This is a genomic window from Pseudorhizobium halotolerans, from assembly GCF_902153235.2.
GTDB lineage: Bacteria > Pseudomonadota > Alphaproteobacteria > Rhizobiales > Rhizobiaceae > Neorhizobium > Neorhizobium flavum.
The window spans coordinates 185,750-205,658 of the sequence record NZ_CABFWE030000011.1 but is presented as its reverse complement, the minus strand read 5'-3'; the positions used below and the strand labels follow the sequence as shown (position 1 = coordinate 205,658).

Sequence of the window (19,909 nt, the reverse complement as noted above, 5' to 3'; positions counted from 1 at the left end):
CTATTTCAGCCGGTCTTTCAGCGAAGCGCTCGGAAAGCAGGTGGCAGCAAGTCCGTTCTTCGCCTGCCAGTCACCGATGGAACGCCGCGTCTTGTAGCCCGCAAGCCCGTCGACCTTGCCGACGTCGTAGCCCTGTGCCACGAGGGCCTTCTGCATCGCGAGCACGTCCGACCGCTTCATTCGGCCGACATCTCCCCACGGCGCCTGGAAAGCTCCTGAGCCATAGGCGATCCGGTCCGCGAGGTTGCCGATGAAGAGAGCGTAGAGGTCGGAGTTGTTGTACTGCTTAAGGACATAGAAGTTTGGCGTGACGATGAACTGTGGCCCGTGCCGGCCCGCCGGGACGAGCATCATGCCATCGGCCCGCAGATCAGGTTCGGGGAAGCCGCGCCCGGAGACGCGCGAGATGCCCGCACTCCCCCAGGAGGAAATCGGTCGCGCCAGATCAGGCCCTTCCTGAGCACAGCTGACGCTGTCGGGGATGGAGACCTCGAACCCCCAGTCGCGTCCCTTCTGCCATCCCTCCCGCGCCAGGTAGTTGGCAATCGACGCCAGGCTGTCAGGCACGGAGTTCCAGATATCGCGATGTCCGTCGCGGTCGAAATCCACTGCATATTTCAGATAGCTCGAAGGTAGAAACTGCGGTTGGCCGAGCGCTCCGGCCCATGAGCCCATCATCTTCGACGCGGTTATGTCGCCGCCCTCGATCATGTGCAGTGCTGCAATCAGTTCCGACCTGAACATCTCCTTGCGGGTCGACATGAAGGCCTTCGTCGCCAGAACTTCGATCGCGGAATGGGGAAGCTTGGCGCGTCCGAAGCCCGATTCGCGGCCCCAGATGGCTATGATGACCTCGCCGGGAACGCCGTATGTTGCTTCGATCCGCTCCAGGGTCGTGCGATGCTGAGCGGCCAAGCTGCGTCCGGTTGCGGCCAGACCCTGCAGGCGCTTCTCCGAGAAATATGCGCCCGGAGACGAGAACTCCGCCTGGCTCTGATCCTGGCTGGGGGGCGGCGTGCTGCCGGGCGGCACAAGGTCGGGAAGGTCCCAGTTGAGCGATACGCCTTTGAATGCGCCGGCAATTGTCTTGTCCGAGATGCCGTTCTGCTTCGCTTCCGCCGACAGATCGCCGGCGATCCATCGCTGGAATTGCTTCTCCACCTCTGCACGCGAGGCTGAGTGCGCCGCAGCGGGGAGCAGCGCGAGGAATAGAGCGGCAGCGAAAGCGAATGGTCGCATGGGACCTCCTCAGATCGCGGTTCGTGCGCGAAGGGCGGCGGTCAGCGTCCCCTCGTCGAGATAGTCGAGCTCACCGCCCACGGGAACACCATGGGCAAGCCGCGTGATCTTGACATCCAGGCCCGCGAGCTGATCGGTTATATAGTGTGCTGTCGTCTGTCCCTCGACCGTTGCGTTGACCGCAAGGATGATCTCCCGAACGCCGCCTTCGCTCACCCTTTCGATCAGCGGGCGGATGTTGAGATCATCGGGACCGATGCCGTCCAGCGGCGAAAGGGTTCCGCCGAGCACGTGGTAGGCGGCGTTCATCGCCCCAGCGCGTTCCAATGCCCAGAGATCGGATACGTCTTCCACGACGATGATCATCGACTGGTCTCGGCGCGTATCGGTGCAGACGGTGCAGGGATCGACGGTATCGACATTACCGCAGCGCGAGCAGACCTTGACCTTGTCGTAGGCCTCTCCCATGGCAAGGCCGAGCGGGCCGAGCAATTGCTCCTTCTTCTTGATCAGGTGAAGCGCCGCGCGCCGCGCCGAACGCGGTCCCAGGCCGGGTACCTTCGCCAGCAACTGGATGAGCTTTTCGATTTCGGGACCGGTAACACGCTTTGCCATGGGCGGCTTTTAGCTGATATCTCGACCAAACGGAATCGTAACAAAGGCCCTGGCCGATGAAACTTGCCGCCATCTGCCTCGGCCGGCCTGAAATCCTTCAGAGCAAGAGCTACAAGACCGGCATCAACAAGATCCCCGTCAACGCTCCGACGCTGGTGGATAGGGCGGGCCTCGTCGGTGATTCGGTCTGCAACCGGAAACATCACGGAGGGCCTGACCAGGCAATTCTGCTGGAAGGGGAGCTGACGATCACGTGGTGGTCTAGGCACCTCGGTCGGGAGCTGCCGTCCGGCACTTTCGGGGAGAACCGTCGCATCGACGCGTTGGACGGACGCGACGTCTGCATCGGCGACCGGTTTGTCTTTGCGGAAGTGGTCTTGCAGGCAACGGCGCCGCGAATTCCATGCGCGACATTCGCGGCAAGGATGGGCGAGCATGACTTCGTCAGGCGATACTCGGCTGCTGGCCGCCCCGGCATTTACTGCCGCGCCCTGCGCGAAGGAGTGTTGGAGCCCGGGGAGGCGGTGCGGTTCGAGCCTTACGAAGGCGACAGGGTTCCAGTCGCGGACCTTCTTCCCAGGGCCGGCGAGCGGATAAACCCGCCGGACCAGTCTCGGCTTATGGCGCTGCCGATCGCGGAGCGCTTGCGCAAACGGTACTCGACGGTCTGAGCCCTCAGAAAGGCAGCTTCATTCCCGGCGGGATCGGCAGTCCGGCCGTCAGTTCCCTGGTCATGTCCGCCGCGGTGCTCTCCGCCTTCTTCTTGGCGTCCTGATGGGCAGCGACGATCAGGTCTTCCAGGATCTCGACGTCATCTTCCTTGAAGAGCGATGGATCGATCTTGAGGCCGAGCATGTCGCCCTTGCCGCTCAGCCGGACCGTCACCAGGCCGCCGCCAGATGTGCCCTGGACTTCCAGTGCCGCGATGTCCGCCTGCACCTTCTCCATCTTGGCCTGCATTTCCTTGACCTTGCCCATCATACCCATGATGTCGCGCATCGTCTTTTCCTTCTCTTATAGTTCGATGTCGTCGCCGGGCAGGATGTCGCCCTCGGCGGATTCTGCGGCAGCCGGTGCCGCGATGTCTTCGTTCGCGGGATCGTCCTCGATGGCACGGATGCGTACGTCGGTTATGCGGGCACCGGGAAACTGTGCGAGGATGGCCGCAACATCCGGATCGGCCCGCGCATCGGTGAGCCGCGCCTCGCGGGCACTGGCATCCGCTTCGACGAGCGTTGCTTCGCCTGCCTCGTTACTCAGGCTGACGATCCAGTGTATGCCGGTCCATTCCTTGAGCTTTACACCGAGTTCACCGGGGAGCGTCGCTGGCCCGCCCTCGCTCATGCGCATGTCCAGCCGACCGGGCTCTAGCTTCACTAGCCGCACGAAGTTTCGCACCAGAGCCTTCAGCCTCGGGTCGCGGTTCTTCGAGCAGAGGTCGACGATGTCCTGCAACGAGTTGACGGCGACGGTCGAAGCCGGCTTCTCCGCCGGCAGCTCCTCTGTTCGGCCCACGGGCAGTTCGCGTGGTTCAGAGCTAGGCACGGCCTTCAGCATTGCGGTGGGCCCGCCGGCGGGCGCGCGAGCAGCGGGCGACATGGCCGAGGCCTGGGCGTCGAGCGGCGGTTGCAAGCTTGCCTGAACGCTCCCGCCGCCACTGCCGGAGGGTGCCAGACTGCGGCCTTCGCCATTGCCGAGTTCGCCCAGGCGCCTCGCGGCGTCCTCGGGTGCGGGAAGATGGGCGGCATGGGTCAGCCGGATCAGCACCATTTCCGTGGCGCCGGCAGGTCTGGATGAGTTCTCCGCCTCCGGGATGCCCTTCAGCAGCATCTGCCAGATGCGCGACAGGGCGCTGACGGCAACCGAATGCGCGAACTCTTGCCCGCGAACCCGCTCGACCTCGCTCAGCGACGGATCCTGCGCCGCCTCCGGGATGTACTTGATGCGTGTGACGAGATGCGTGAAGTCGGCGAGGTCCGTCAGCACCACGACCGGATTGGCCCCGGCCTGATACTGGGACTCGAACTCGCCAAGTGCTGCCGTCACGTCGCCACGGATGACATGTTCGAAGAGATCGACGATACGCGCCCTGTCGGCAAGGCCCAGCATCCCGCGGACGGTCTCGGCCTCAACACGTCCACCCCCATGCGCAATCGCCTGATCGAGCAGCGAAAGGCCGTCGCGCGCAGAGCCTTCGGCTGCCCGTGCGATCATCGACAGGGCTTCGGCATCTGCGACAATGCCTTCCTTCTCCAGGATGGTGGTGAACAGGCCGACGAGATCGGCAGCGCTGATGCGGCGCAGATCGAAGCGCTGGCAACGAGACAGTACCGTGATCGGGACCTTGCGGATTTCGGTCGTCGCGAAGATGAACTTCACATGCTCCGGCGGCTCTTCCAGCGTCTTCAGCAGGCCGTTGAAGGCCTGTGTGGAGAGCATATGGACTTCGTCGATGATGTAGACCTTGTAGCGCGCCGAAACCGGCCGGTAGCGCACCTGCTCGATGATCTCGCGGATGTCGTCGATGCCGGTATGGGATGCGGCATCCATCTCGATGACGTCCACATGCCGGCCTTCCATGATGGCCTGGCAATGCTCTCCCGGAATGCGAATGTCGATCGTCGGCTGGTCGATCTCGGGCGTCCGATAATTCAGTGCGCGCGCCAGAATGCGCGCGGTCGTCGTCTTGCCGACGCCGCGGACACCGGTCAGCATGTAGGCTTGGGCGATCCGGCCCGTCTCGAAGGCGTTGGTGAGGGTACGAACCATCGGCTCCTGGCCGACCATAAGATCGGAGAAGTCCTTCGGGCGATACTTTCGCGCCAGCACCCGGTAGCCGCTACCGGGAGGAGGAAATGATTTGGAGATGGGCCCGGTGTCGTTCATGCGCCTGCCAGCCTTCACGGGCCGTTCCAGCCTCTTGACCGGACCGGAAGCTGACCAAGATGGTAGAGGGTGGGAGGCTGGCACGGCGACCCGTGCCGGGCTCGTTAGGGCTGCTTCCTTCCGGACCTGACCCGGTTGGCGAGTGGCTCGTCCACCACCAACCTCCCGCCGCACATATCGGCAATAACACTCGCAAATGCAAGCCAAGCCTGTAAAAAACTGCTAGGGTTTAGATGTCGACGGAGGAACGCGACTTGAGGCAATTCACGCTGGACGAGAGGCTGGAGCGCGATTCGGAGCTGGTGACGGTTCTCGGCCTGTGCCAGCTTCGCCTGATGAAGGACCGTCGATGGCCCTGGCTTGTGCTTGTCCCGCAACGCGAAGGCATCAGCGAGATCTTCGAACTCACACCGCTCGACCAGACGCTTCTGACCTTCGAGACCAATGCGGTGGCCGCAGCTTTGAAGAAGGCGACCGGCGCCCGAAAGATCAATGTCGGCGCCCTCGGTAACGTCGTCGCCCAGTTGCATGTCCACATTGTCGCACGCAACGAAGGCGATCCCAACTGGCCCGGACCCATCTGGGGCCATGGCACTCCCGAACCGTACGAGAACGGCGCGGAAAACAGACTTCTCCAGACGCTGATTGAAGCCCTCTGACATGACCGGTTCCCTTTTCGACACGAATGCACCGCATCCGGAAGCCAGCAATCTCACCGCCTTCTCCGGCAATACGCTGGATCGCAGGTCCGAATACCGGGAGGAGAACTGCCTGGAGGAGGCTCTGAAGGTGGATGGCACCCATTTGCTTGCCTTCACCGGAAGCCGGCTGATCCTGAAGCATGACGGTCAGGTTCTGGATCCGTTGTTTGCTGCCTACGAACTCATGGAATTCCAGCCCGATTTCGACAATGCCGTCCTGCTTGGCTATTGCGAGAATGGCGAGCCTCGGATCGCCGTACCCGTCGGAGTGGCAGCGGAGGACCTTGCCGCTCACTTCAAGCCGACGGAGGCGCGTGCGCTCTATCGGGACGGGCTTCTGGATGTAGAATTGCTCGGCCAGGCGGCCCAGGCGGCAGCCTTGATCAACTGGAATGCGACCAACCGCTACTGCGGCAAGTGCGGGGCGGCGACCGAGAGCCGGATCGGCGGGTATCGGCGCGTCTGCAGTGCCTGCGGGCACATGACTTTTCCGCGTACCGATCCCGTCGTGATCATGCTCATCATCGACGAGCAGCGCGACCGCTGCCTTCTCGGTCGCAGCCATCATTTCCAGGAGGGGATGTATTCCTGTCTCGCCGGGTTCGTCGAGCCGGGTGAAACGATCGAACACGCTGTCCGCCGGGAGACTTTCGAGGAGTCGGGCATTCGCATCGGACGCGTCCGCTATCACGCGTCGCAGCCCTGGCCCATGCCGCATTCGCTGATGATCGGCTGCTATGCGGAAGCAACATCGACCGAGATCAAGATCGATCAGCAGGAGATCGCCGACTGCCGGTGGTTTTCACGAGAGGACGTTGGGCGCATCCTGGAAGGTCAGCCGGGAGATGGTTTCTTTGCGCCTCCGGCAGGTGCGATCGCTCATCGGCTGATCCGCGACTGGGTCGACTGGCCCTAGGAGGTCAGTGCTTCTGCAGCGCCCCGCGCATCGGATGACCCTTGTAGACACCGAGGATGCGGACCTTCTCTGAGAAGAACCGCAACTCCTCGAGTGCCCGCCGCACCGCCGCGTCGTCGGGATGGCCTTCGATGTCCGCATAGAATTGGGTAGCGACGAACTTGCCGCCCAACTGGTAGCTCTCCAGCTTCGTCATGTTGACACCGTTGGTGGCAAATCCACCCATGGCCTTGTAGAGGGCGGCCGGGATGTTGCGGACGTTGAAGACGAAGGTGGTGACGATGATCTCGGATTCGTCCTCCCGCTTCGCCCAGTGCTCGTCCCGTGAGAGAACGACGAAACGCGTCACGTTATTCTCGGTGTCCTCGACATTCTCGGCCAGGATGTCGAGACCATAGAGATCGGCGGCAAGCCGCGGGGCGAGGGCGGCCATGGTCCGGTCTCCCTTCTCGGCCACCAGCTTGGCGGCACCGGCGGTGTCGCCCGCAACGACTGCTTTCCAGCCGTTGGAGCGTATGATCTTGCGGCACTGGCCGAGGGCGTGGATGTGGCTGTGCACCGTCCGCACTTCTTCCCGCGTAACGCCCGGCAGCACCATGAGCTGGAAGCGGATCGGCATGAAATACTCGCCGATGATGTGCAGCCGCGATTCCGGCAGGAGATAGTGGATGTCGGCAACCCGCCCTGCGATCGTATTCTCGATCGGGATCATTGCCAGATCCGCCTCTCCGCTCTCCAGCGCCACGAAGGCGTCCTCGAAGGTCGGGCAGGGGAGCGGCTGCATGGACGGGAACATGTCCCGGCATGCCATGTCGGAATTGGCGCCGAAGTCGCCCTGGAAGGCGATCCTGTTGGTGGTCTGGGTCATGGAGAAAGCGCCTCAGGAAGAGCGGCTGGAGAGAATTGCACGAGCCTTTTCAAGATCGGCCGGAGTATCGACACCGAGCGGAACCGAGTCAACGATTTCAACGTCGATGAGCATGCCGGCTTCGAGAGCCCGCAACTGTTCGAGCGACTCACGCTTCTCGAGTACGGACGGTCCAAGCGAAACGAACCGCTCCAGTGCCTTCCGGCGGTACGCATAAAGCCCGATGTGATGGTAGAGCGGACCCGGCCCGTGCGGTGCCGTGGCACGCGTGAAATAAAGCGCCCGCAGCCGTGTCGGCGAAAGCGGCGAACCGACAACCTTGACCACATTGGGGTTCGTCTTCTCGTGTTCGTCGGAGATTTCCACCGTCAGTGTGGCGATGTCGACGCTGGAGTTCTCCAGGGGACGGAGGGCAGCGCGCACGGATTCTGGCTCGATGGTCGGCAGGTCTCCCTGCACGTTGACGACCACGTCGATTTTTCCATCCGGGTCCGCCTTCTGGACGGCCTCGAAGATCCGGTCGGAGCCCGACTGGTGGTCGCCTCGGGTCATGACGACCTCGAAGCCCGCCGCCTCGACTGCATCATATGTGTCCTGATGGTCCACCGCGACGATGATCCGGCCCACATCGGCCTCCCGCGCACGCCTTGCGACCTGGACGATCATCGGGAGGCCCGCGATGTCTGCTAGCGGCTTTCCGGGCAGCCGGGTCGAGGCCATACGCGCAGGGATGAGCACCAGCGTCCGCTCATTGGCAATATTGGTCATGAAAGGCCTTCAAAAGCGCGTTGATCAGTGTCAAAAAGTCTCACGCGCTGCCGTATAATCGTGTTGCAACCGTAAAGCAAAAGACATAGGTTCCGCGCGATTTCAAGATGGCCCGCCTGTACCCCGGCGGTTGCAAGGGAGCGTTTGCATGAACTCGTACGTGAACATGGCGGTAGGAGCCTTTCTTGCCACCGTTTTCGTGATGATGACGGTTTCGATTGCGTCCGACGGAATCTGGCACTCGGAAGTTCCGGAACAGGCAGGCTTTGCCATTATCGCCGCGGAAACCGGTGGTGAGGAGGGCGGCGCCGAGGAAGAAGCTGCCGTGCCGATCGCGACCCTCCTGGCCAGCGCCGACGCTGCAGCCGGAGAGTCTTCGTTCAAGAAGTGTGCGAGCTGTCACACCGCCGATCAGGGCGGCGCCAACAAGGTTGGGCCCGGCCTTTGGGACGTTGTAAATAGGCCGATCGCTTCGCACGAAGGCTTCAGCTATTCGGCAGCGATGAAGGATTTTTCTGAGGGCGGTTCTGTCGTCTGGGATTACGATCATCTCAACGGCTTCCTGCTGGCGCCGAAGCAGCACGTTCCTGGTACGGCCATGGGCTTTGCCGGCCTGAAGAAGGACGACGAACGGGCGAACGTCATTGCCTACCTGCGGTCGCTGTCTGACAACCCGGCTCCGCTGCCGGAGGCTGAAGCCGCTCCCGCCGAGGGTGAAGCCGCTGCTCCCGCTGCTGAAGGTGCTGCTCCTGCGGCGGACGCTCCTGCCGCTGGCGAAGGCGAAGGCGCTGCTCCGGCCGAAGCTCCTGCCGCTCCAGCTGCCGAGGCGCCCGCAGCCGAAGGTGCAGCACCTGCAGCCGAAGCGCCGGCCGCTCCTGCCGCGGAAGAGCCAGCCCCGGTAGGCCAGCAGCCTGCACCGGCCAACAACTAATTCTCTTTCACCAGAGATCAGTTTGAAGCCCGGCCTTGAGCCGGGCTTTTTCGTGGCAAGCCGATCTCCGCCCTATGATTGCTCGCCTAGGCGAGAAGCCATGCCCAGAAACTGACCGAAATGACCCCAAGCGCCGTGGTGACGCTGATGGTGGAGGCGGCGATGTTTTGTCCTGCCCGGAACCGTTGGGCGATCAGCCACGCATTGATGCCGGTCGGCACCGACGAGGTCAGCACAAGGGCCGCCGCCCATGCCGGGCTGAGGCCGAGCGCCTTGCCCATCAGGAACACGGCAGCAGGCAGGAGTAGCAGCTTCAGGGCAGCGATCGCGCCCGTCAGCCCGATATTGCCGCGTACCGGATAACGTGTGAGGGCCATACCGATCGAAATCAGCGCGGCCGGTCCTGCCGCGCTCGACAATTGCGTCACCACGGTAGAGAGGACCGGCGTTAGCGTCAGCCCGGAGAGGCTGAAGGCGAGGCCGGCGCCGAGTGCTATCACCAGCGGGTTGCGGACGAGGTTCCAACCGACCTGAGCGAGAATGGCCTTCAATCCGCGCCCCTTGCCCCCATCGACGATCACGGTGGCCCGTTCCATCAGGATGGTGCCGACGATCATCATAAGCGGCAGGTGGATCGCAAGGAGTATGGAAAGGGCGAGCAACCCCTCGGCTCCGACCGAGCGCCCCACGAGCGGCAGGCCGATGAACACATTGTTGGCGAAGGCAGCCGACATGCCGGCGATCACGCCGATCTTGTCATCTCGCTTGAAGACATGCTTTGCGACCAGATGACCGGCGGTCCAGGTGACCGCCACCCCTGCAAAATAGGCGGCCCACAGGCGGAAGGGGGAGACTCCGTCGAAATGGGCGTTAGCCAGGGTGCTGAAGATCAGCATGGGCACCGCGATCTTGAAGACGAATTCTCCAAGGGCATCCCCCGTCGCCTCGTTCAGGACTTTCGTTCGGGCAAGAATCCAGCCGATAAGGATGAGCAGGAAGACAGGGGCTACGTTGATGAGAACTGCGGACAAGTCACTGGCTTTCGAGGGATTGAATATGATCTAGAGGCTGGCCCCGTTTATGCCGAAAAACATCTGAGGCCGACAAGGAATCGACACCGAGCTCTGGGGTTTTTCCTTCGCCTATGCAAAAAGGTGCCGATGACGAGTTCGAGAAAGGTCTGGCAGCATGCCGCAGTTTGATGTTTTGACGGTAGGAAACGCGATCGTAGATATCATCGCCCGATGTGACGACCAGTTTCTAGCCGAGAATAGCATCATCAAGGGCGCGATGAACCTGATCGACGCCGATCGCGCAGAACTCCTCTATTCCAGGATGGGTCCTGCGGTCGAAGCTTCTGGAGGATCGGCTGGCAATACCGCGGCAGGCGTTGCCGGTATCGGTGGCAGGGCTGCCTATTTTGGAAAGGTTGCCGACGACCAGCTTGGCAGCATCTTCCAGCACGACATCCGCGCACAGGGCGTGCATTACGCGACGAAACCGCAGGGAACCAATCCTCCCACCGCGCGCTCGATGATCTTCGTCACCCCGGATGGCGAGCGGTCGATGAATACCCATCTCGGCGCCTGCGTCGAATTCGGTCCCGGCGACGTAGAGCCTGCGGTCGTTGCCGAATCCGCTGTCACCTACTTCGAGGGCTACCTCTGGGATCCGCCACGGGCCAAGGAGGCTATCCTGGAGTGCGCCCGGATCGCCCATGAGAACGGGCGGGAAGTCTCCATGACGCTGTCGGACCCGTTCTGTGTTGATCGTTATCGCTCCGAATTCCTGGACCTGATGCGCTCGGGAACCGTCGACATCGTCTTCGCCAACAAGCAGGAGGCACTGTCGCTCTACGAGACGGATGATTTCGAACTGGCGCTGAAGAACATTGCTGAGGACTGCAAGCTTGCCGCCGTCACCCTCAGTGAGGAAGGCGCCGTCATCCTTCGCGGCGAGGAGCGCGTGAAGATCGATGCCTACAAGGTCGACGACTTGGTCGACACCACCGGTGCAGGCGATCTCTTCGCTGCCGGCTTCCTCTACGGATACACGCAAGGCCGCTCGCTTTCCGATTGCGGTAAGCTCGGATGCCTCTCGGCGGCGATCGTCATCAAGCAGATCGGCCCGCGCCCCATGGTTTCACTGCGCGATGCCGCGGTCGGCGAGGGTCTGCTGTAGCCCGAGGCGGCTACCTGAACGCCTCTCCGGGATATGCTCCCCATATTTCCGCCTGGCTGACCCAGCCTTCGGCGCCATTAACCGACGCATGGCACCAGTCGCCATTGCACTCGTCGATCGAGATGACGACGCCGGGCTGGAGCTTTGCTGTCACGGTTGCGGAGGACTGTGGTTCGCGGCGCATATTGACGAAGACGTCCTCTGCCTTGCCGCGCATCCAGGGAGCCGCCACCGCCGTTCGTTCACCCGACAGGAGCGCCTGGTTGACCCAGCCTTCGGTACCATCGGCGTCCCGGACGCGCCGCCAGTTGTCGTATTCCTGGATGATCTCCATCGGCGTGCCCGATTTCAGATACATCCACGCGACTGCATAGTCGGTGCTGGGGCCGATGCGGATATTCACCCGCTTGGACTTCAGGCTGACAAAGCGGGGCAGGGGCAGGCCGCTTGGCCCCTTCGCGCCTTGTGCAAGGGAAGGAGTGGAATGGAGCGCCGGGATCGCTCCGATGGAGACTGCCAGCAGTAGGGTAAGGATGACGCTGCGCATGCGGGTTCTTCCGAGAGTGGGCGGTGCCTGCGGGCCGGCCGCCAGCGAGTTGGGCGACATCGACAACCCGGCTCCTGCGAGGTTTTGTTTGTCTTCGCCGACGGGTCTGGTAGAAACGCCCTCTATGCTCAGACTATCGCGCGACTTGGTTAAGGACCTCTGAATACAACGCCCATGACAGCGAAGAAGAAACCCAAGGTCTATATCACACGCAAGCTGCCGGATGCCGTTGAGACCCGGATGCGCGAGCTTTTCGACGCGGAGTTGAATGTCGACGATGTGCCGCGCACGCGCGAACAGCTCGTCGAGGCGATGAGATCCTCGGACGTGCTCGTGCCGACGGTGACGGACAGGATCGACGAGGCCCTGATCAACGAGGCAGGGCCGGATCTCAGGTTGATCGCCAGTTTTTCCAACGGCACGGATCACATCGATATCGAGGCTGCCGCCCGCAAGGGCATTACGGTGACAAACACCCCGAATGTCCTCACCGAAGACACGGCCGACATGACGATGGCGCTGATTCTCGCGGTGTCGCGCCGGTTGCCCGAGGGTGCGCGGATACTGACGGACCATCCGGGCGATTGGGCCGGCTGGTCTCCCACTTGGATGCTTGGTCGTCGCATCTGGGGCAAGCGGATCGGCATTGTCGGCATGGGCCGAATCGGCACCGCCGTCGCAAGGCGTGCCAAAGCCTTTGGCCTGTCGATCCACTACCACAACCGCAAGAGGGTTCATCCTGCGACGGAGGAGGAACTCGAGGCGACCTATTGGGACAGTCTCGACCAGATGCTGGCGCGCGTCGATATTGTCTCCGTCAACTGCCCGTCGACACCAGCCACGTTCCATCTTCTGTCAGCACGGCGCCTCGCGCTGCTGCAGCCCACCAGTCTCATCGTCAACACCGCGCGTGGCGACATCATCGACGAAGCGGCGATGATCCAGCTGCTGCGCGACGGCAAGATCGCCGGCGCCGGACTTGACGTCTACGAGAATGAACCTTCTGTGAATCCCAGGCTCGTGAAGCTGGCTAATGAGGGGCGCGTCGTTCTGTTGCCCCACATGGGATCAGCGACGATCGAAGGCCGGATCGACATGGGTGACAAGGTCATCATCAACATCCGCACCTTCTTCGACGGGCACAGGCCGCCGAACCGGGTTCTGCCGGGCCGAAGCTAGTCCCGCAGCAACTGGCTGGCTTCCGCTACCGGGGCGGCCAGCGTCTTTACCATCTCGATGAACGTGACGCGATCATAGCCGGGGTGAGACCTCTCCGCTGATTTGACGAAGCCCCAGCGTGAGAAGGTCGCGTGGTTGCCCGCAAGCTCGATACGCGTCTCCAGGCGAAGCCGGCTATGGCCGCTTGCGAAGGCGACACTTTCTGCGGCCTCCAGCAACTGCCGCCCCAAGCCTTGTCCTTGCATCTGCGGCCGTACCGCAAGCTTGCCGATGTAGAGTTCATCGGGTGGTTCGGGCCGACAGAAGATGCAACCCGAGATCTCGCTGCCCTGCATGGCGATGAAGCAGATTTCGCTCGCAGCCTTTTCCTTCAGAGACTGCAGATTGAGACGGTGTGCAGACGAGGGCGGATCGATGACGCCGTCCATGTAGAGGAACGCTGTCCGGATGAGGTGAAGAAGCTCATTCCAATGGTCGAACTCTTCCGGGATAATGCGGCGAACCTCGGTCATTCTGCAGCGCTCTCGGCTGGGCGCCGGTTGTATCGGATGGTGTCGAACCTGGCGGCGAGCGCGTCATACAGCAGAAGCCGTCCGATCAAAGGTTCACCGACACCCGTGATGACCTTGATGGTCTCCATCGCCATCAGCGTTCCGATCACGCCCGCCAGAGCCCCGATGATGCCGGTTTCTGCGCAGGCAGGTATCAGACCCTGCGGCGGTTTCTCGGGAAACAGGTCACGATAGCTGGGGTTCTGCATTCCATCCATGCCGACCTCATAGGGCTTCAGGACCGTCAGCGATCCGTCGAAGCGGCCCACGGCACCGGTTACAAGGGGAACCTGCGCCGCAAGCGCCGCATCCGCACATGCATAGCGGGTATCGAAGTTGTCCGATCCGTCCACCAGGAGATCGAAGAGCGGCAGATGCTCGCCGGCCCACCGTTCGGAAAAGCGCTCTTCGTAGGAGAGGACCCGGATGGTCGGATTCAACTGCGCGAGTGCCGCCCTCGCACTCTCCGTCTTCAGCTCGCCGATCGTGCCCGTATCGTGGATGACCTGCCGCTGCAGGTTCGAAAGCGAGACGACATCATCGTCGATGATGCCGATTGTGCCGATGCCGGCCGCCGCCAGGTAGAGGAGGATTGGAGCACCCAGGCCTCCGGCGCCGACGACCAGCACCCTAGCGTTCTTCAGCCGCTGTTGCCCATGGCCGCCGATCTCCGGGAGCAGGATGTGGCGTCGGTAGCGTTCGATCTCTTCAGGCGTCAGTTGCATGAGGGCAATCTAGCAGCCTAGGAGGAGGCGGAAAAGCGAGGATCAGCCGTGGATGCCGCCGCCCTCGACGCTGAAGAACTGCGCACGCTCGGCAAGCGCCGAAAACATCGACCGATCCGTGCCGGTCATGAAAGCCTGACCTCCCAATCCATCGACCAAGTCGAACAGGGCCGCACGCCGGCCTTCATCAAGATGGGCGGCAATCTCGTCAAGCAGCAGGACCGGCGCAAAGCCGGTCATGTTCGCAGTCAGCCGGGCATGGGCGAGAATGAGCCCGATCAGCAGTGCCTTCTGTTCGCCGGTGGAGCAGCGTCCGGCATCCATATCCTTCTCGCGGTGGCGAACCAGAAGGTCGCTCCGGTGGGGACCCTCCAGCGTGCGGCCAGCCGCGGCATCGCGATGACGCCCTTCCTGCAGCGCCGCCAGATAGCGCTCTTCCAGCTCCGCTGCCGGCTGATCGGCCGCATCATCCAGGAAGCCTTCGAGGTTCAGCGCCGGCGAGGGAAACGGCGTCTCCTCCATGGCGGCGGCCAAGCGGCGCAGCAAGCCCAGCATTTCCAGACGGGCTGCGGCCATGGCCACGCCAAGACCCGCCATCTGAGCTTCGACAGCCGAAACCCAGGCGGGGTCGTAGCGGCCCTCCGAAAGCAGTCGGTTGCGGCTGCGCATCGCCCGTTCGAAGTCGCTTGCGCGGCGGCCATGGGCAGGATCGATCGACAGAACCAGCCTGTCGAGGAAACGTCGTCGTTCCGACGCCGCACCCGTGAAGAGCCCGTCCATCGATGGCGTGAGCCATATCACGTTCAAGTGCTCGGAGAGCTCCTCGGTCGACCGTGCCGGGGTGCCATTGATGCGCAGCTTGCGGCTGACGGTTTCACCGAGGGTATCAATGCCGGTGCCCAGCGAGACCTCACCTTCCATGCCCTCCATGTCGACAAAGATGGAAAAGCCGCCACTCGCCCCGACGCGTGTCACGTCTGGGAGAACGGCGCGTCGGAGCCCGCGCCCTGGAGAGAGAAAGGAGACCGCTTCCAGAAGGTTCGTCTTGCCGGCGCCATTGTCTCCGGTCAGCACGACATGACGGCTGTCCAGCGAAAGGCCTGCTTCCGCATAGTTCCGGAAGTCGGTGAGCTTGAGACGGGAAAGGAATGCTTTCTGGGCCATGGACATCCGTGTCTGATAGGCAGGAGCTAAGGCTTCCGGGTGGCGATGGCAAGCAAAGTTCGACGCCTTGGAACCAAAGGGCGGTTGGGCAGTTTGTCGCGCGCGACAAATGAAGGAACCTGCTATCGTGTGTCCTGTCGCCGGGAGGCAACCATGCCCATACGCAAAGATGAAATGACGCCGGACGAAGCTCGCCGGGACCACGTCGATATGCTGAGGTTCCTTGCCATCAATGCTGCCTTTGGCATCATGCTGGGAATAGGCATCGCCTTCGCCCTTTACTGGTTCAACCTCTATGGCCTGGGCACCCACATCGCCCGATCGCAGACACCGATCCTGTCTTTCGTGATGATCGCCGCGCCACTTGCGCTGACCTTCGGGGGTGCGGTAACGGCATCGGCGATCATGCTGATGCCCTACAAGCGAAAGGGCGAGCTCTGAGGCTCGCTTTATATCGTAGGGCCCCGAGGGAGTGCGCGCGTTGGCCGCTGATGACGAACGTATCGTAACGCTGGAGGAGACCGTTGCCCACCAGGCGAAAACGATCGAGGAGCTTTCCGATCAACTGGCCGAACAGTGGAAAGTGGTCGAACAGACCCGCGCAAAGCTCGAGCGGCTTACGGAGCGTTTCCTGACGCTGGAGGAAACGTCGCTTGATGCACCGGCCATCACCAGACCGCCGCACTATTGATACGAACGCTTATCCGCTTGATCGGTGTCAATTACAGATGACGTCCCTGTGTTAGCACAATCTGCCTCATCAGTGGGGCAGAACGGACCAACCTACGATGCACATCCTGTCTTTCACAGCTGCTCTCCTTCTCCTGCTGCTGACGCCAGGCCCTACCAACACGCTCATGATGCTGGCCGGCTATGAACGCGGCTGGCGCAGTTCGCTCAGACTTATCGGGGCTGAGCTGACGGGATATTTGGCCGTCGTCCTGACGGTGCTTCTGGTGCTGGCGCCCGCATTCGCGGCCTATCCCTTCGTGCTCCTCTGGGTTCGTGGTGCGGCTGTCCTCTGGGTCCTCTTCCTGAGCTGGCGGCTCTGGGGTGCCTCGGCCCGCTCCCCCGCCGCAAACGGAGAAGTGAGTGGCCGGCACGTCCTCCTCACCACCGTGCTCAATCCGAAGGCGCCGATCATCGCCTTGGTCATCATGCCTCAGGTGGAACTGAACGCTGCTTTGCCGTGGCTGGTGCTGCTGTCGGCGATCATTGTTCTGGCGGCCAGTTTCTGGCAGCTTGTGGGCGCGCTGAGCGCCAGGGGCGGGAGTGGGCGGCTGACGAACGGGACGATCAGAAAACTCGCGGCAACGGGCACGTTCGGGTTCGCGGTGATGCTGGCTGCCCCTTCGGTCAATGCGATGATCTGACCCTCCAAAAGGAAAAGGCAGCGGGATTCGCTGCCTTTCAATGCGCACCTCGGAGGAGGAACCCAATTCTCAACCTTCGAAAAACTCCTTCATCCGTGCAAAGAAGCCGGTCGACTCGGGATTGTTTTCCTTCGAAGAGATGTCCTCGAATTCCTGCAGCAGTTCGCGCTGACGCTTGGTCAGCTTCTGAGGCGTCTCGATCTGAATCTGGATATACAGGTCGCCCGTCTGCGACGAACGCAGTACTGGCATGCCCCTGCCCTTGAGGCGGAACTGCTTGCCGGGCTGCGTGCCTTCCGGCACCGTCACCCGTGACTTGGTCCCGTCCAGCGTCGCAACGTCAAATGTTCCGCCCAGTGCGGCGGTCGTCATCGAGATGGGTACGGTGCAGAACAGGTCTGCGCCGTCGCGCTGGAAGAACTGGTGCGGCTTCACCGACAGGAAGATGTAGAGATCACCGGCTGGTCCGCCGCGCATCCCGGCTTCGCCCTCGCCCTGAAGGCGAATGCGGGTGCCGTCCTCGATGCCGGCCGGGATGTTGACCGACAGCGAGCGCTCTTCCGATACGCGCCCCTGACCATGGCACTTGGTACACGGATCGGTAATTGTCTGGCCGCGCCCGTGACAGGTCGGACAGGTCCGCTCGACGGAAAAAAAGCCCTGGCTGGCGCGCACTCGACCGGAGCCGTGGCAGGTACCGCAGGTTTTCGGCTGCGTCCCTGGTTTCGCCCCGGAGCCCGAACAGACATCGCAGGTGATGGAGGTCGGGACGCGGATCTGGGCGGTCTTGCCGCTGAAGGCTTCTTCCAGCGTGATTTCCATGTTGTAGCGGAGGTCGGCGCCGCGTTCGCGACCGCCGGAGGAGCGTCGTGCCCGTCCACCGCCCATCATCTCGCCAAAGATATCCTCGAAGATATCCGAGAAGCCGCCGGCGCCTGCCGCACCGAAGCCACCGCCCATACCGCCGGGCCCCATGCCACCTGCTTCGAAGGCGGCGTGTCCGAACCGGTCATAGGCGGCACGCTTCTGGGGATCCTTCAAGGTCTCGTAGGCCTCGTTGATCTCCTTGAACTTCTTTTCGGCTTCGGCATCGCCCGGATTCTTGTCAGGGTGGTACTTCATTGCAAGCTTACGGAAGGCGCTCTTCAGCTCCTTCTCGTCAGCGGACCTGCCGACACCCAAGGTTTCGTAAAAATCAGCTTTTGCCATGGAGGTAACGGCTCCCGAAAGGATTCCGGCTGCACGATGGCAGCCGGAGTTTCTAGTCGACTATCTTCATGAGGGTCGTCAACAGACGAGCCTCAGGCCGACTTCTTGTCGTCCTTGATTTCCTCGTAGTCGGCATCAACGACACCGTCGTCATTGTTGCCGCCCTCGGAACCTTCGGAAGCTTCCGCCTGCTGGGCCTCATAGATAGCCTGGCCGAGTTTCATCGACACTTCCATCAGCGTCTGGGTCTTCGCCTGGATGTCGTCGGCATCCGGCTCGGAAGCCTCGACGGCGGACTTCAGCGAGGCGATCGCGTCCTCGATGGACTTGCGATCGGTCTCGGAGACCTTCTCGCCATATTCCTGCAGCGACTTCTCGGTCGAATGGATCAGGCTTTCGGCCTGGTTCTTCGCCTCGACGCCTGCACGACGCTTCTTGTCTTCCTCGGCATGAGCCTCGGCGTCCTTGACCATCTTTTCGATATCGGCGTCGGATAGACCGCCGGAAGCCTGGATGCGGATCTGCTGCTCCTTGCCGGTGCCCTTGTCCTTGGCCGAGACCTGTACGATGCCGTTCGCGTCGATGTCGAAGGTGACTTCGATCTGCGGTACTCCACGCGGTGCCGGCGGCAGGCCAACGAGGTCGAATTGGCCGAGCAGCTTGTTGTCGGCAGCCATTTCGCGCTCGCCCTGGCTGACGCGGATGGTCACGGCCGACTGGTTGTCCTCGGCGGTCGAGAATGTCTGGCTCTTCTTCGTCGGGATCGTCGTGTTGCGGTCGATCAGGCGGGTGAAGACGCCACCGAGCGTTTCGATGCCGAGCGACAGCGGAGTCACGTCGAGCAGCAGCACGTCCTTGACGTCGCCCTGCAGCACGCCGGCCTGGATGGCAGCGCCCATGGCCACCACTTCGTCCGGGTTGACGCCCTTGTGCGGCTCCTTGCCGAACAGCTGCTTCACGGTCTCCTGCACCTTCGGCATGCGGCTCATGCCGCCGACTAGAACGACTTCGTCGATTTCACCGGCGGTCACGCCAGCATCCTTGAGCGCTGCCTTGCACGGAGCAACGGTACGCTGGATCAGGTCATCGACCAGGCTTTCGAACTTGGCACGGGTCAGCTTCATCGTCAGGTGCTTCGGACCGGAGGCATCCGCCGTGATGAACGGCAGGTTGATTTCGGTCTGCTGCGAGGACGACAGCTCGATCTTGGCCTTCTCCGCAGCTTCCTTGAGGCGCTGCAGGGCAAGCTTGTCGTTCTTCAGGTCGATGCCCTGGTCCTTCTTGAACTCACCGGCCAAGTATTCGACGAGACGCATGTCGAAGTCTTCACCGCCGAGGAAGGTATCACCATTCGTCGACTTCACTTCGAAGACGCCATCACCGATTTCGAGGACCGAGATATCGAAGGTACCACCGCCAAGGTCGTATACGGCGATCGTCTTGCCGTCCTTCTTGTCGAGGCCGTAAGCGAGTGCGGCAGCCGTCGGCTCGTTGATGATGCGGAGAACTTCAAGGCCGGCGATCTTGCCGGCATCCTTGGTTGCCTGGCGCTGCGCGTCGTTGAAGTAGGCAGGAACGGTGATGACCGCCTTCTCGACCTTCTCGCCGAGGTAGGATTCAGCCGTTTCCTTCATCTTCTGGAGGATCATCGCGGAGATCTGAGCAGGCGAGTAGCCCTTGCCCTGAGCCTTGACCCAGGCATCGCCATTGTCGCCCTTGGAGATTTCGAAGGGAACGAGACCCTTGTCCTTCTCCACCGTCGGGTCTTCGTAGCGGCGGCCGATCAGGCGCTTGACTGCGAAGAGGGTATTGGTTGGATTGGTCACGGCCTGGCGCTTTGCCGGCTGGCCGACGAGGCGCTCCCCGTCATCGGTGAAGGCGACCATGGAAGGCGTGGTGCGCGCGCCTTCAGCGTTCTCGATGACCTTTGCGTCCTTGCCGTCCATGATGGCGACGCAGGAGTTCGTCGTGCCGAGGTCGATGCCAATTACTTTTGCCATTTTTTTCTCTCCTTTAAGCGAACCGTCGGAACCCCGGTCAGGCATTCCGCTGACAG

The 19,909-nt window shown here is 62.2% G+C and carries 22 protein-coding genes and 1 other RNA gene; 9 read left to right on the top strand and 14 right to left on the bottom strand.

Going from position 1 to position 19,909, the window contains the following annotated elements; genetic code table 11:
* Both FN060_RS16400 and recR read right to left on the bottom strand, forming a co-directional pair.
* Positions 1 to 1,239, bottom strand: coding sequence for a lytic murein transglycosylase (locus FN060_RS16400; RefSeq protein ID WP_142589021.1), 1,239 nt, complete (start codon positions 1,237 to 1,239; stop codon positions 1 to 3).
* Between the two features lie 9 nt (positions 1,240 to 1,248).
* A complete protein-coding gene (gene recR, locus FN060_RS16395) occupies positions 1,249 to 1,854 on the bottom strand; it encodes a recombination mediator RecR (RefSeq protein WP_052641141.1) in 606 nt (201 codons plus the stop codon).
* 56 nt (positions 1,855 to 1,910) lie between these two features.
* Between recR and FN060_RS16390 the strand changes: the two genes are divergently transcribed.
* Positions 1,911 to 2,525 (top strand): MOSC domain-containing protein, encoded by a 615-nt coding sequence (locus FN060_RS16390; protein WP_142589020.1) that lies wholly within the window; start codon positions 1,911 to 1,913, stop codon positions 2,523 to 2,525.
* A gap of 4 nt (positions 2,526 to 2,529) precedes the next feature.
* Here FN060_RS16390 and FN060_RS16385 read toward each other — a convergent pair whose 3' ends face one another.
* The 3 genes from FN060_RS16385 to ffs all read right to left on the bottom strand — a co-directional run bounded on the left by FN060_RS16385 (position 2,530) and on the right by ffs (position 4,906).
* Positions 2,530 to 2,853 (bottom strand): YbaB/EbfC family nucleoid-associated protein, encoded by a 324-nt coding sequence (locus FN060_RS16385; protein WP_142589019.1) that lies wholly within the window; start codon positions 2,851 to 2,853, stop codon positions 2,530 to 2,532.
* Between the two features lie 15 nt (positions 2,854 to 2,868).
* Positions 2,869 to 4,740, bottom strand: a complete 1,872-nt coding sequence (locus FN060_RS16380; RefSeq protein ID WP_142589018.1) for a DNA polymerase III subunit gamma/tau — start codon at positions 4,738 to 4,740, stop codon at positions 2,869 to 2,871.
* A 69-nt stretch (positions 4,741 to 4,809) separates the two neighbouring features.
* Positions 4,810 to 4,906: signal recognition particle sRNA small type (gene ffs / locus FN060_RS16375), an RNA gene on the bottom strand.
* A gap of 67 nt (positions 4,907 to 4,973) precedes the next feature.
* On the opposite strand from ffs, the gene FN060_RS16370 reads away from it, so the two are divergent.
* Positions 4,974 to 5,399 carry an HIT family protein gene (locus FN060_RS16370; RefSeq protein WP_183949755.1) on the top strand — a complete coding sequence of 142 codons (426 nt, stop codon included), beginning with the start codon at positions 4,974 to 4,976 and terminating at the stop codon, positions 5,397 to 5,399.
* A gap of 1 nt (position 5,400) precedes the next feature.
* A complete protein-coding gene (gene nudC, locus FN060_RS16365) occupies positions 5,401 to 6,357 on the top strand; it encodes an NAD(+) diphosphatase (RefSeq protein WP_142589016.1) in 957 nt (318 codons plus the stop codon).
* Positions 6,358 to 6,361: 4 nt separating this feature from the next.
* On the opposite strand, the gene FN060_RS16360 is transcribed toward nudC, so the two are convergent.
* Together FN060_RS16360 and FN060_RS16355 are read right to left on the bottom strand one after the other, a co-directional pair.
* The gene (locus tag FN060_RS16360; RefSeq protein ID WP_077548513.1) at positions 6,362 to 7,225 is read right to left on the bottom strand and encodes a prephenate dehydratase; all 864 of its coding nucleotides are present in this window, start codon (positions 7,223 to 7,225) and stop codon (positions 6,362 to 6,364) included.
* A gap of 12 nt (positions 7,226 to 7,237) precedes the next feature.
* Positions 7,238 to 7,993, bottom strand: a complete 756-nt coding sequence (locus FN060_RS16355) for a 3-deoxy-manno-octulosonate cytidylyltransferase (protein WP_142589015.1) — start codon at positions 7,991 to 7,993, stop codon at positions 7,238 to 7,240.
* Positions 7,994 to 8,141: 148 nt separating this feature from the next.
* Between FN060_RS16355 and FN060_RS16350 the strand changes: the two genes are divergently transcribed.
* On the top strand, positions 8,142 to 8,924 hold the full coding sequence (locus tag FN060_RS16350; protein ID WP_142589014.1) for a c-type cytochrome: 783 nt from the start codon (positions 8,142 to 8,144) through the stop codon (positions 8,922 to 8,924).
* Between the two features lie 86 nt (positions 8,925 to 9,010).
* On the opposite strand, the gene FN060_RS16345 is transcribed toward FN060_RS16350, so the two are convergent.
* The gene (locus FN060_RS16345) at positions 9,011 to 9,955 is read right to left on the bottom strand and encodes an AEC family transporter (protein ID WP_142589013.1); all 945 of its coding nucleotides are present in this window, start codon (positions 9,953 to 9,955) and stop codon (positions 9,011 to 9,013) included.
* A 157-nt stretch (positions 9,956 to 10,112) separates the two neighbouring features.
* On the opposite strand from FN060_RS16345, the gene FN060_RS16340 reads away from it, so the two are divergent.
* Complete coding sequence (locus FN060_RS16340) at positions 10,113 to 11,105, top strand: adenosine kinase (protein ID WP_142589012.1); 993 nt, start codon at positions 10,113 to 10,115, stop codon at positions 11,103 to 11,105.
* A gap of 10 nt (positions 11,106 to 11,115) precedes the next feature.
* On the opposite strand, the gene FN060_RS16335 is transcribed toward FN060_RS16340, so the two are convergent.
* Positions 11,116 to 11,652: an SH3 domain-containing protein gene (locus tag FN060_RS16335; protein WP_052642398.1), complete on the bottom strand. Its 537-nt coding sequence runs from the start codon at positions 11,650 to 11,652 to the stop codon at positions 11,116 to 11,118.
* Positions 11,653 to 11,826: 174 nt separating this feature from the next.
* On the opposite strand from FN060_RS16335, the gene FN060_RS16330 reads away from it, so the two are divergent.
* A complete protein-coding gene (locus FN060_RS16330) occupies positions 11,827 to 12,831 on the top strand; it encodes a 2-hydroxyacid dehydrogenase (RefSeq protein ID WP_052641162.1) in 1,005 nt (334 codons plus the stop codon).
* Here FN060_RS16330 and FN060_RS16325 read toward each other — a convergent pair.
* Genes FN060_RS16325 through recF form a run of 3 tightly spaced genes read right to left on the bottom strand, consistent with a single transcriptional unit; the run spans position 12,828 to position 15,271 of the window.
* Complete coding sequence (locus tag FN060_RS16325; RefSeq protein ID WP_052641164.1) at positions 12,828 to 13,343, bottom strand: GNAT family N-acetyltransferase; 516 nt, start codon at positions 13,341 to 13,343, stop codon at positions 12,828 to 12,830. The genes FN060_RS16330 and FN060_RS16325 overlap by 4 nt on opposite strands.
* A complete protein-coding gene (locus FN060_RS16320; RefSeq protein WP_052641166.1) occupies positions 13,340 to 14,107 on the bottom strand; it encodes a molybdopterin-synthase adenylyltransferase MoeB in 768 nt (255 codons plus the stop codon). Before FN060_RS16320 ends, FN060_RS16325 begins: the two co-directional genes overlap by 4 nt.
* 42 nt (positions 14,108 to 14,149) lie before the next feature.
* Positions 14,150 to 15,271, bottom strand: a complete 1,122-nt coding sequence (gene recF / locus FN060_RS16315) for a DNA replication/repair protein RecF (protein WP_142589011.1) — start codon at positions 15,269 to 15,271, stop codon at positions 14,150 to 14,152.
* A 153-nt stretch (positions 15,272 to 15,424) separates the two neighbouring features.
* Between recF and FN060_RS16310 the strand changes: the two genes are divergently transcribed.
* From FN060_RS16310 to FN060_RS16300, 3 genes are all read left to right on the top strand, one after another.
* On the top strand, positions 15,425 to 15,712 hold the full coding sequence (locus FN060_RS16310; protein ID WP_052641168.1) for a hypothetical protein: 288 nt from the start codon (positions 15,425 to 15,427) through the stop codon (positions 15,710 to 15,712).
* Positions 15,713 to 15,752: 40 nt separating this feature from the next.
* A complete protein-coding gene (locus tag FN060_RS16305; protein ID WP_077548519.1) occupies positions 15,753 to 15,962 on the top strand; it encodes a SlyX family protein in 210 nt (69 codons plus the stop codon).
* 97 nt (positions 15,963 to 16,059) lie between these two features.
* On the top strand, positions 16,060 to 16,644 hold the full coding sequence (locus FN060_RS16300) for a LysE family translocator (protein ID WP_142589010.1): 585 nt from the start codon (positions 16,060 to 16,062) through the stop codon (positions 16,642 to 16,644).
* A 69-nt stretch (positions 16,645 to 16,713) separates the two neighbouring features.
* Here FN060_RS16300 and dnaJ read toward each other — a convergent pair whose 3' ends face one another.
* A complete protein-coding gene (gene dnaJ, locus FN060_RS16295) occupies positions 16,714 to 17,853 on the bottom strand; it encodes a molecular chaperone DnaJ (protein WP_142589009.1) in 1,140 nt (379 codons plus the stop codon).
* A gap of 92 nt (positions 17,854 to 17,945) precedes the next feature.
* On the bottom strand, positions 17,946 to 19,853 hold the full coding sequence (gene dnaK, locus FN060_RS16290) for a molecular chaperone DnaK (protein WP_052641174.1): 1,908 nt from the start codon (positions 19,851 to 19,853) through the stop codon (positions 17,946 to 17,948).
* Between the last annotated feature and the right edge of the window lie 56 nt (positions 19,854 to 19,909).

Coding starts and splice junctions, on each gene's coding strand:
- FN060_RS16310 (WP_052641168.1), top strand. CDS start 15,425: ATGCCCATACGCAAAGATGAAATGACGCCGGACGAAGCTCGCCGGGAC.
- FN060_RS16355 (WP_142589015.1), bottom strand. CDS start 7,993: ATGACCAATATTGCCAATGAGCGGACGCTGGTGCTCATCCCTGCGCGT.
- recR (WP_052641141.1), bottom strand. CDS start 1,854: ATGGCAAAGCGTGTTACCGGTCCCGAAATCGAAAAGCTCATCCAGTTG.
- FN060_RS16300 (WP_142589010.1), top strand. CDS start 16,060: ATGCACATCCTGTCTTTCACAGCTGCTCTCCTTCTCCTGCTGCTGACG.
- FN060_RS16325 (WP_052641164.1), bottom strand. CDS start 13,343: ATGACCGAGGTTCGCCGCATTATCCCGGAAGAGTTCGACCATTGGAAT.
- FN060_RS16370 (WP_183949755.1), top strand. CDS start 4,974: ATGTCGACGGAGGAACGCGACTTGAGGCAATTCACGCTGGACGAGAGG.
- FN060_RS16330 (WP_052641162.1), top strand. CDS start 11,827: ATGACAGCGAAGAAGAAACCCAAGGTCTATATCACACGCAAGCTGCCG.
- FN060_RS16335 (WP_052642398.1), bottom strand. CDS start 11,652: ATGCGCAGCGTCATCCTTACCCTACTGCTGGCAGTCTCCATCGGAGCG.
- FN060_RS16360 (WP_077548513.1), bottom strand. CDS start 7,225: ATGACCCAGACCACCAACAGGATCGCCTTCCAGGGCGACTTCGGCGCC.
- dnaK (WP_052641174.1), bottom strand. CDS start 19,853: ATGGCAAAAGTAATTGGCATCGACCTCGGCACGACGAACTCCTGCGTC.
- recF (WP_142589011.1), bottom strand. CDS start 15,271: ATGGCCCAGAAAGCATTCCTTTCCCGTCTCAAGCTCACCGACTTCCGG.
- dnaJ (WP_142589009.1), bottom strand. CDS start 17,853: ATGGCAAAAGCTGATTTTTACGAAACCTTGGGTGTCGGCAGGTCCGCT.
- nudC (WP_142589016.1), top strand. CDS start 5,401: ATGACCGGTTCCCTTTTCGACACGAATGCACCGCATCCGGAAGCCAGC.
- FN060_RS16400 (WP_142589021.1), bottom strand. CDS start 1,239: ATGCGACCATTCGCTTTCGCTGCCGCTCTATTCCTCGCGCTGCTCCCC.
- FN060_RS16350 (WP_142589014.1), top strand. CDS start 8,142: ATGAACTCGTACGTGAACATGGCGGTAGGAGCCTTTCTTGCCACCGTT.
- FN060_RS16380 (WP_142589018.1), bottom strand. CDS start 4,740: ATGAACGACACCGGGCCCATCTCCAAATCATTTCCTCCTCCCGGTAGC.
- FN060_RS16340 (WP_142589012.1), top strand. CDS start 10,113: ATGCCGCAGTTTGATGTTTTGACGGTAGGAAACGCGATCGTAGATATC.
- FN060_RS16390 (WP_142589020.1), top strand. CDS start 1,911: ATGAAACTTGCCGCCATCTGCCTCGGCCGGCCTGAAATCCTTCAGAGC.
- FN060_RS16320 (WP_052641166.1), bottom strand. CDS start 14,107: ATGCAACTGACGCCTGAAGAGATCGAACGCTACCGACGCCACATCCTG.
- FN060_RS16385 (WP_142589019.1), bottom strand. CDS start 2,853: ATGCGCGACATCATGGGTATGATGGGCAAGGTCAAGGAAATGCAGGCC.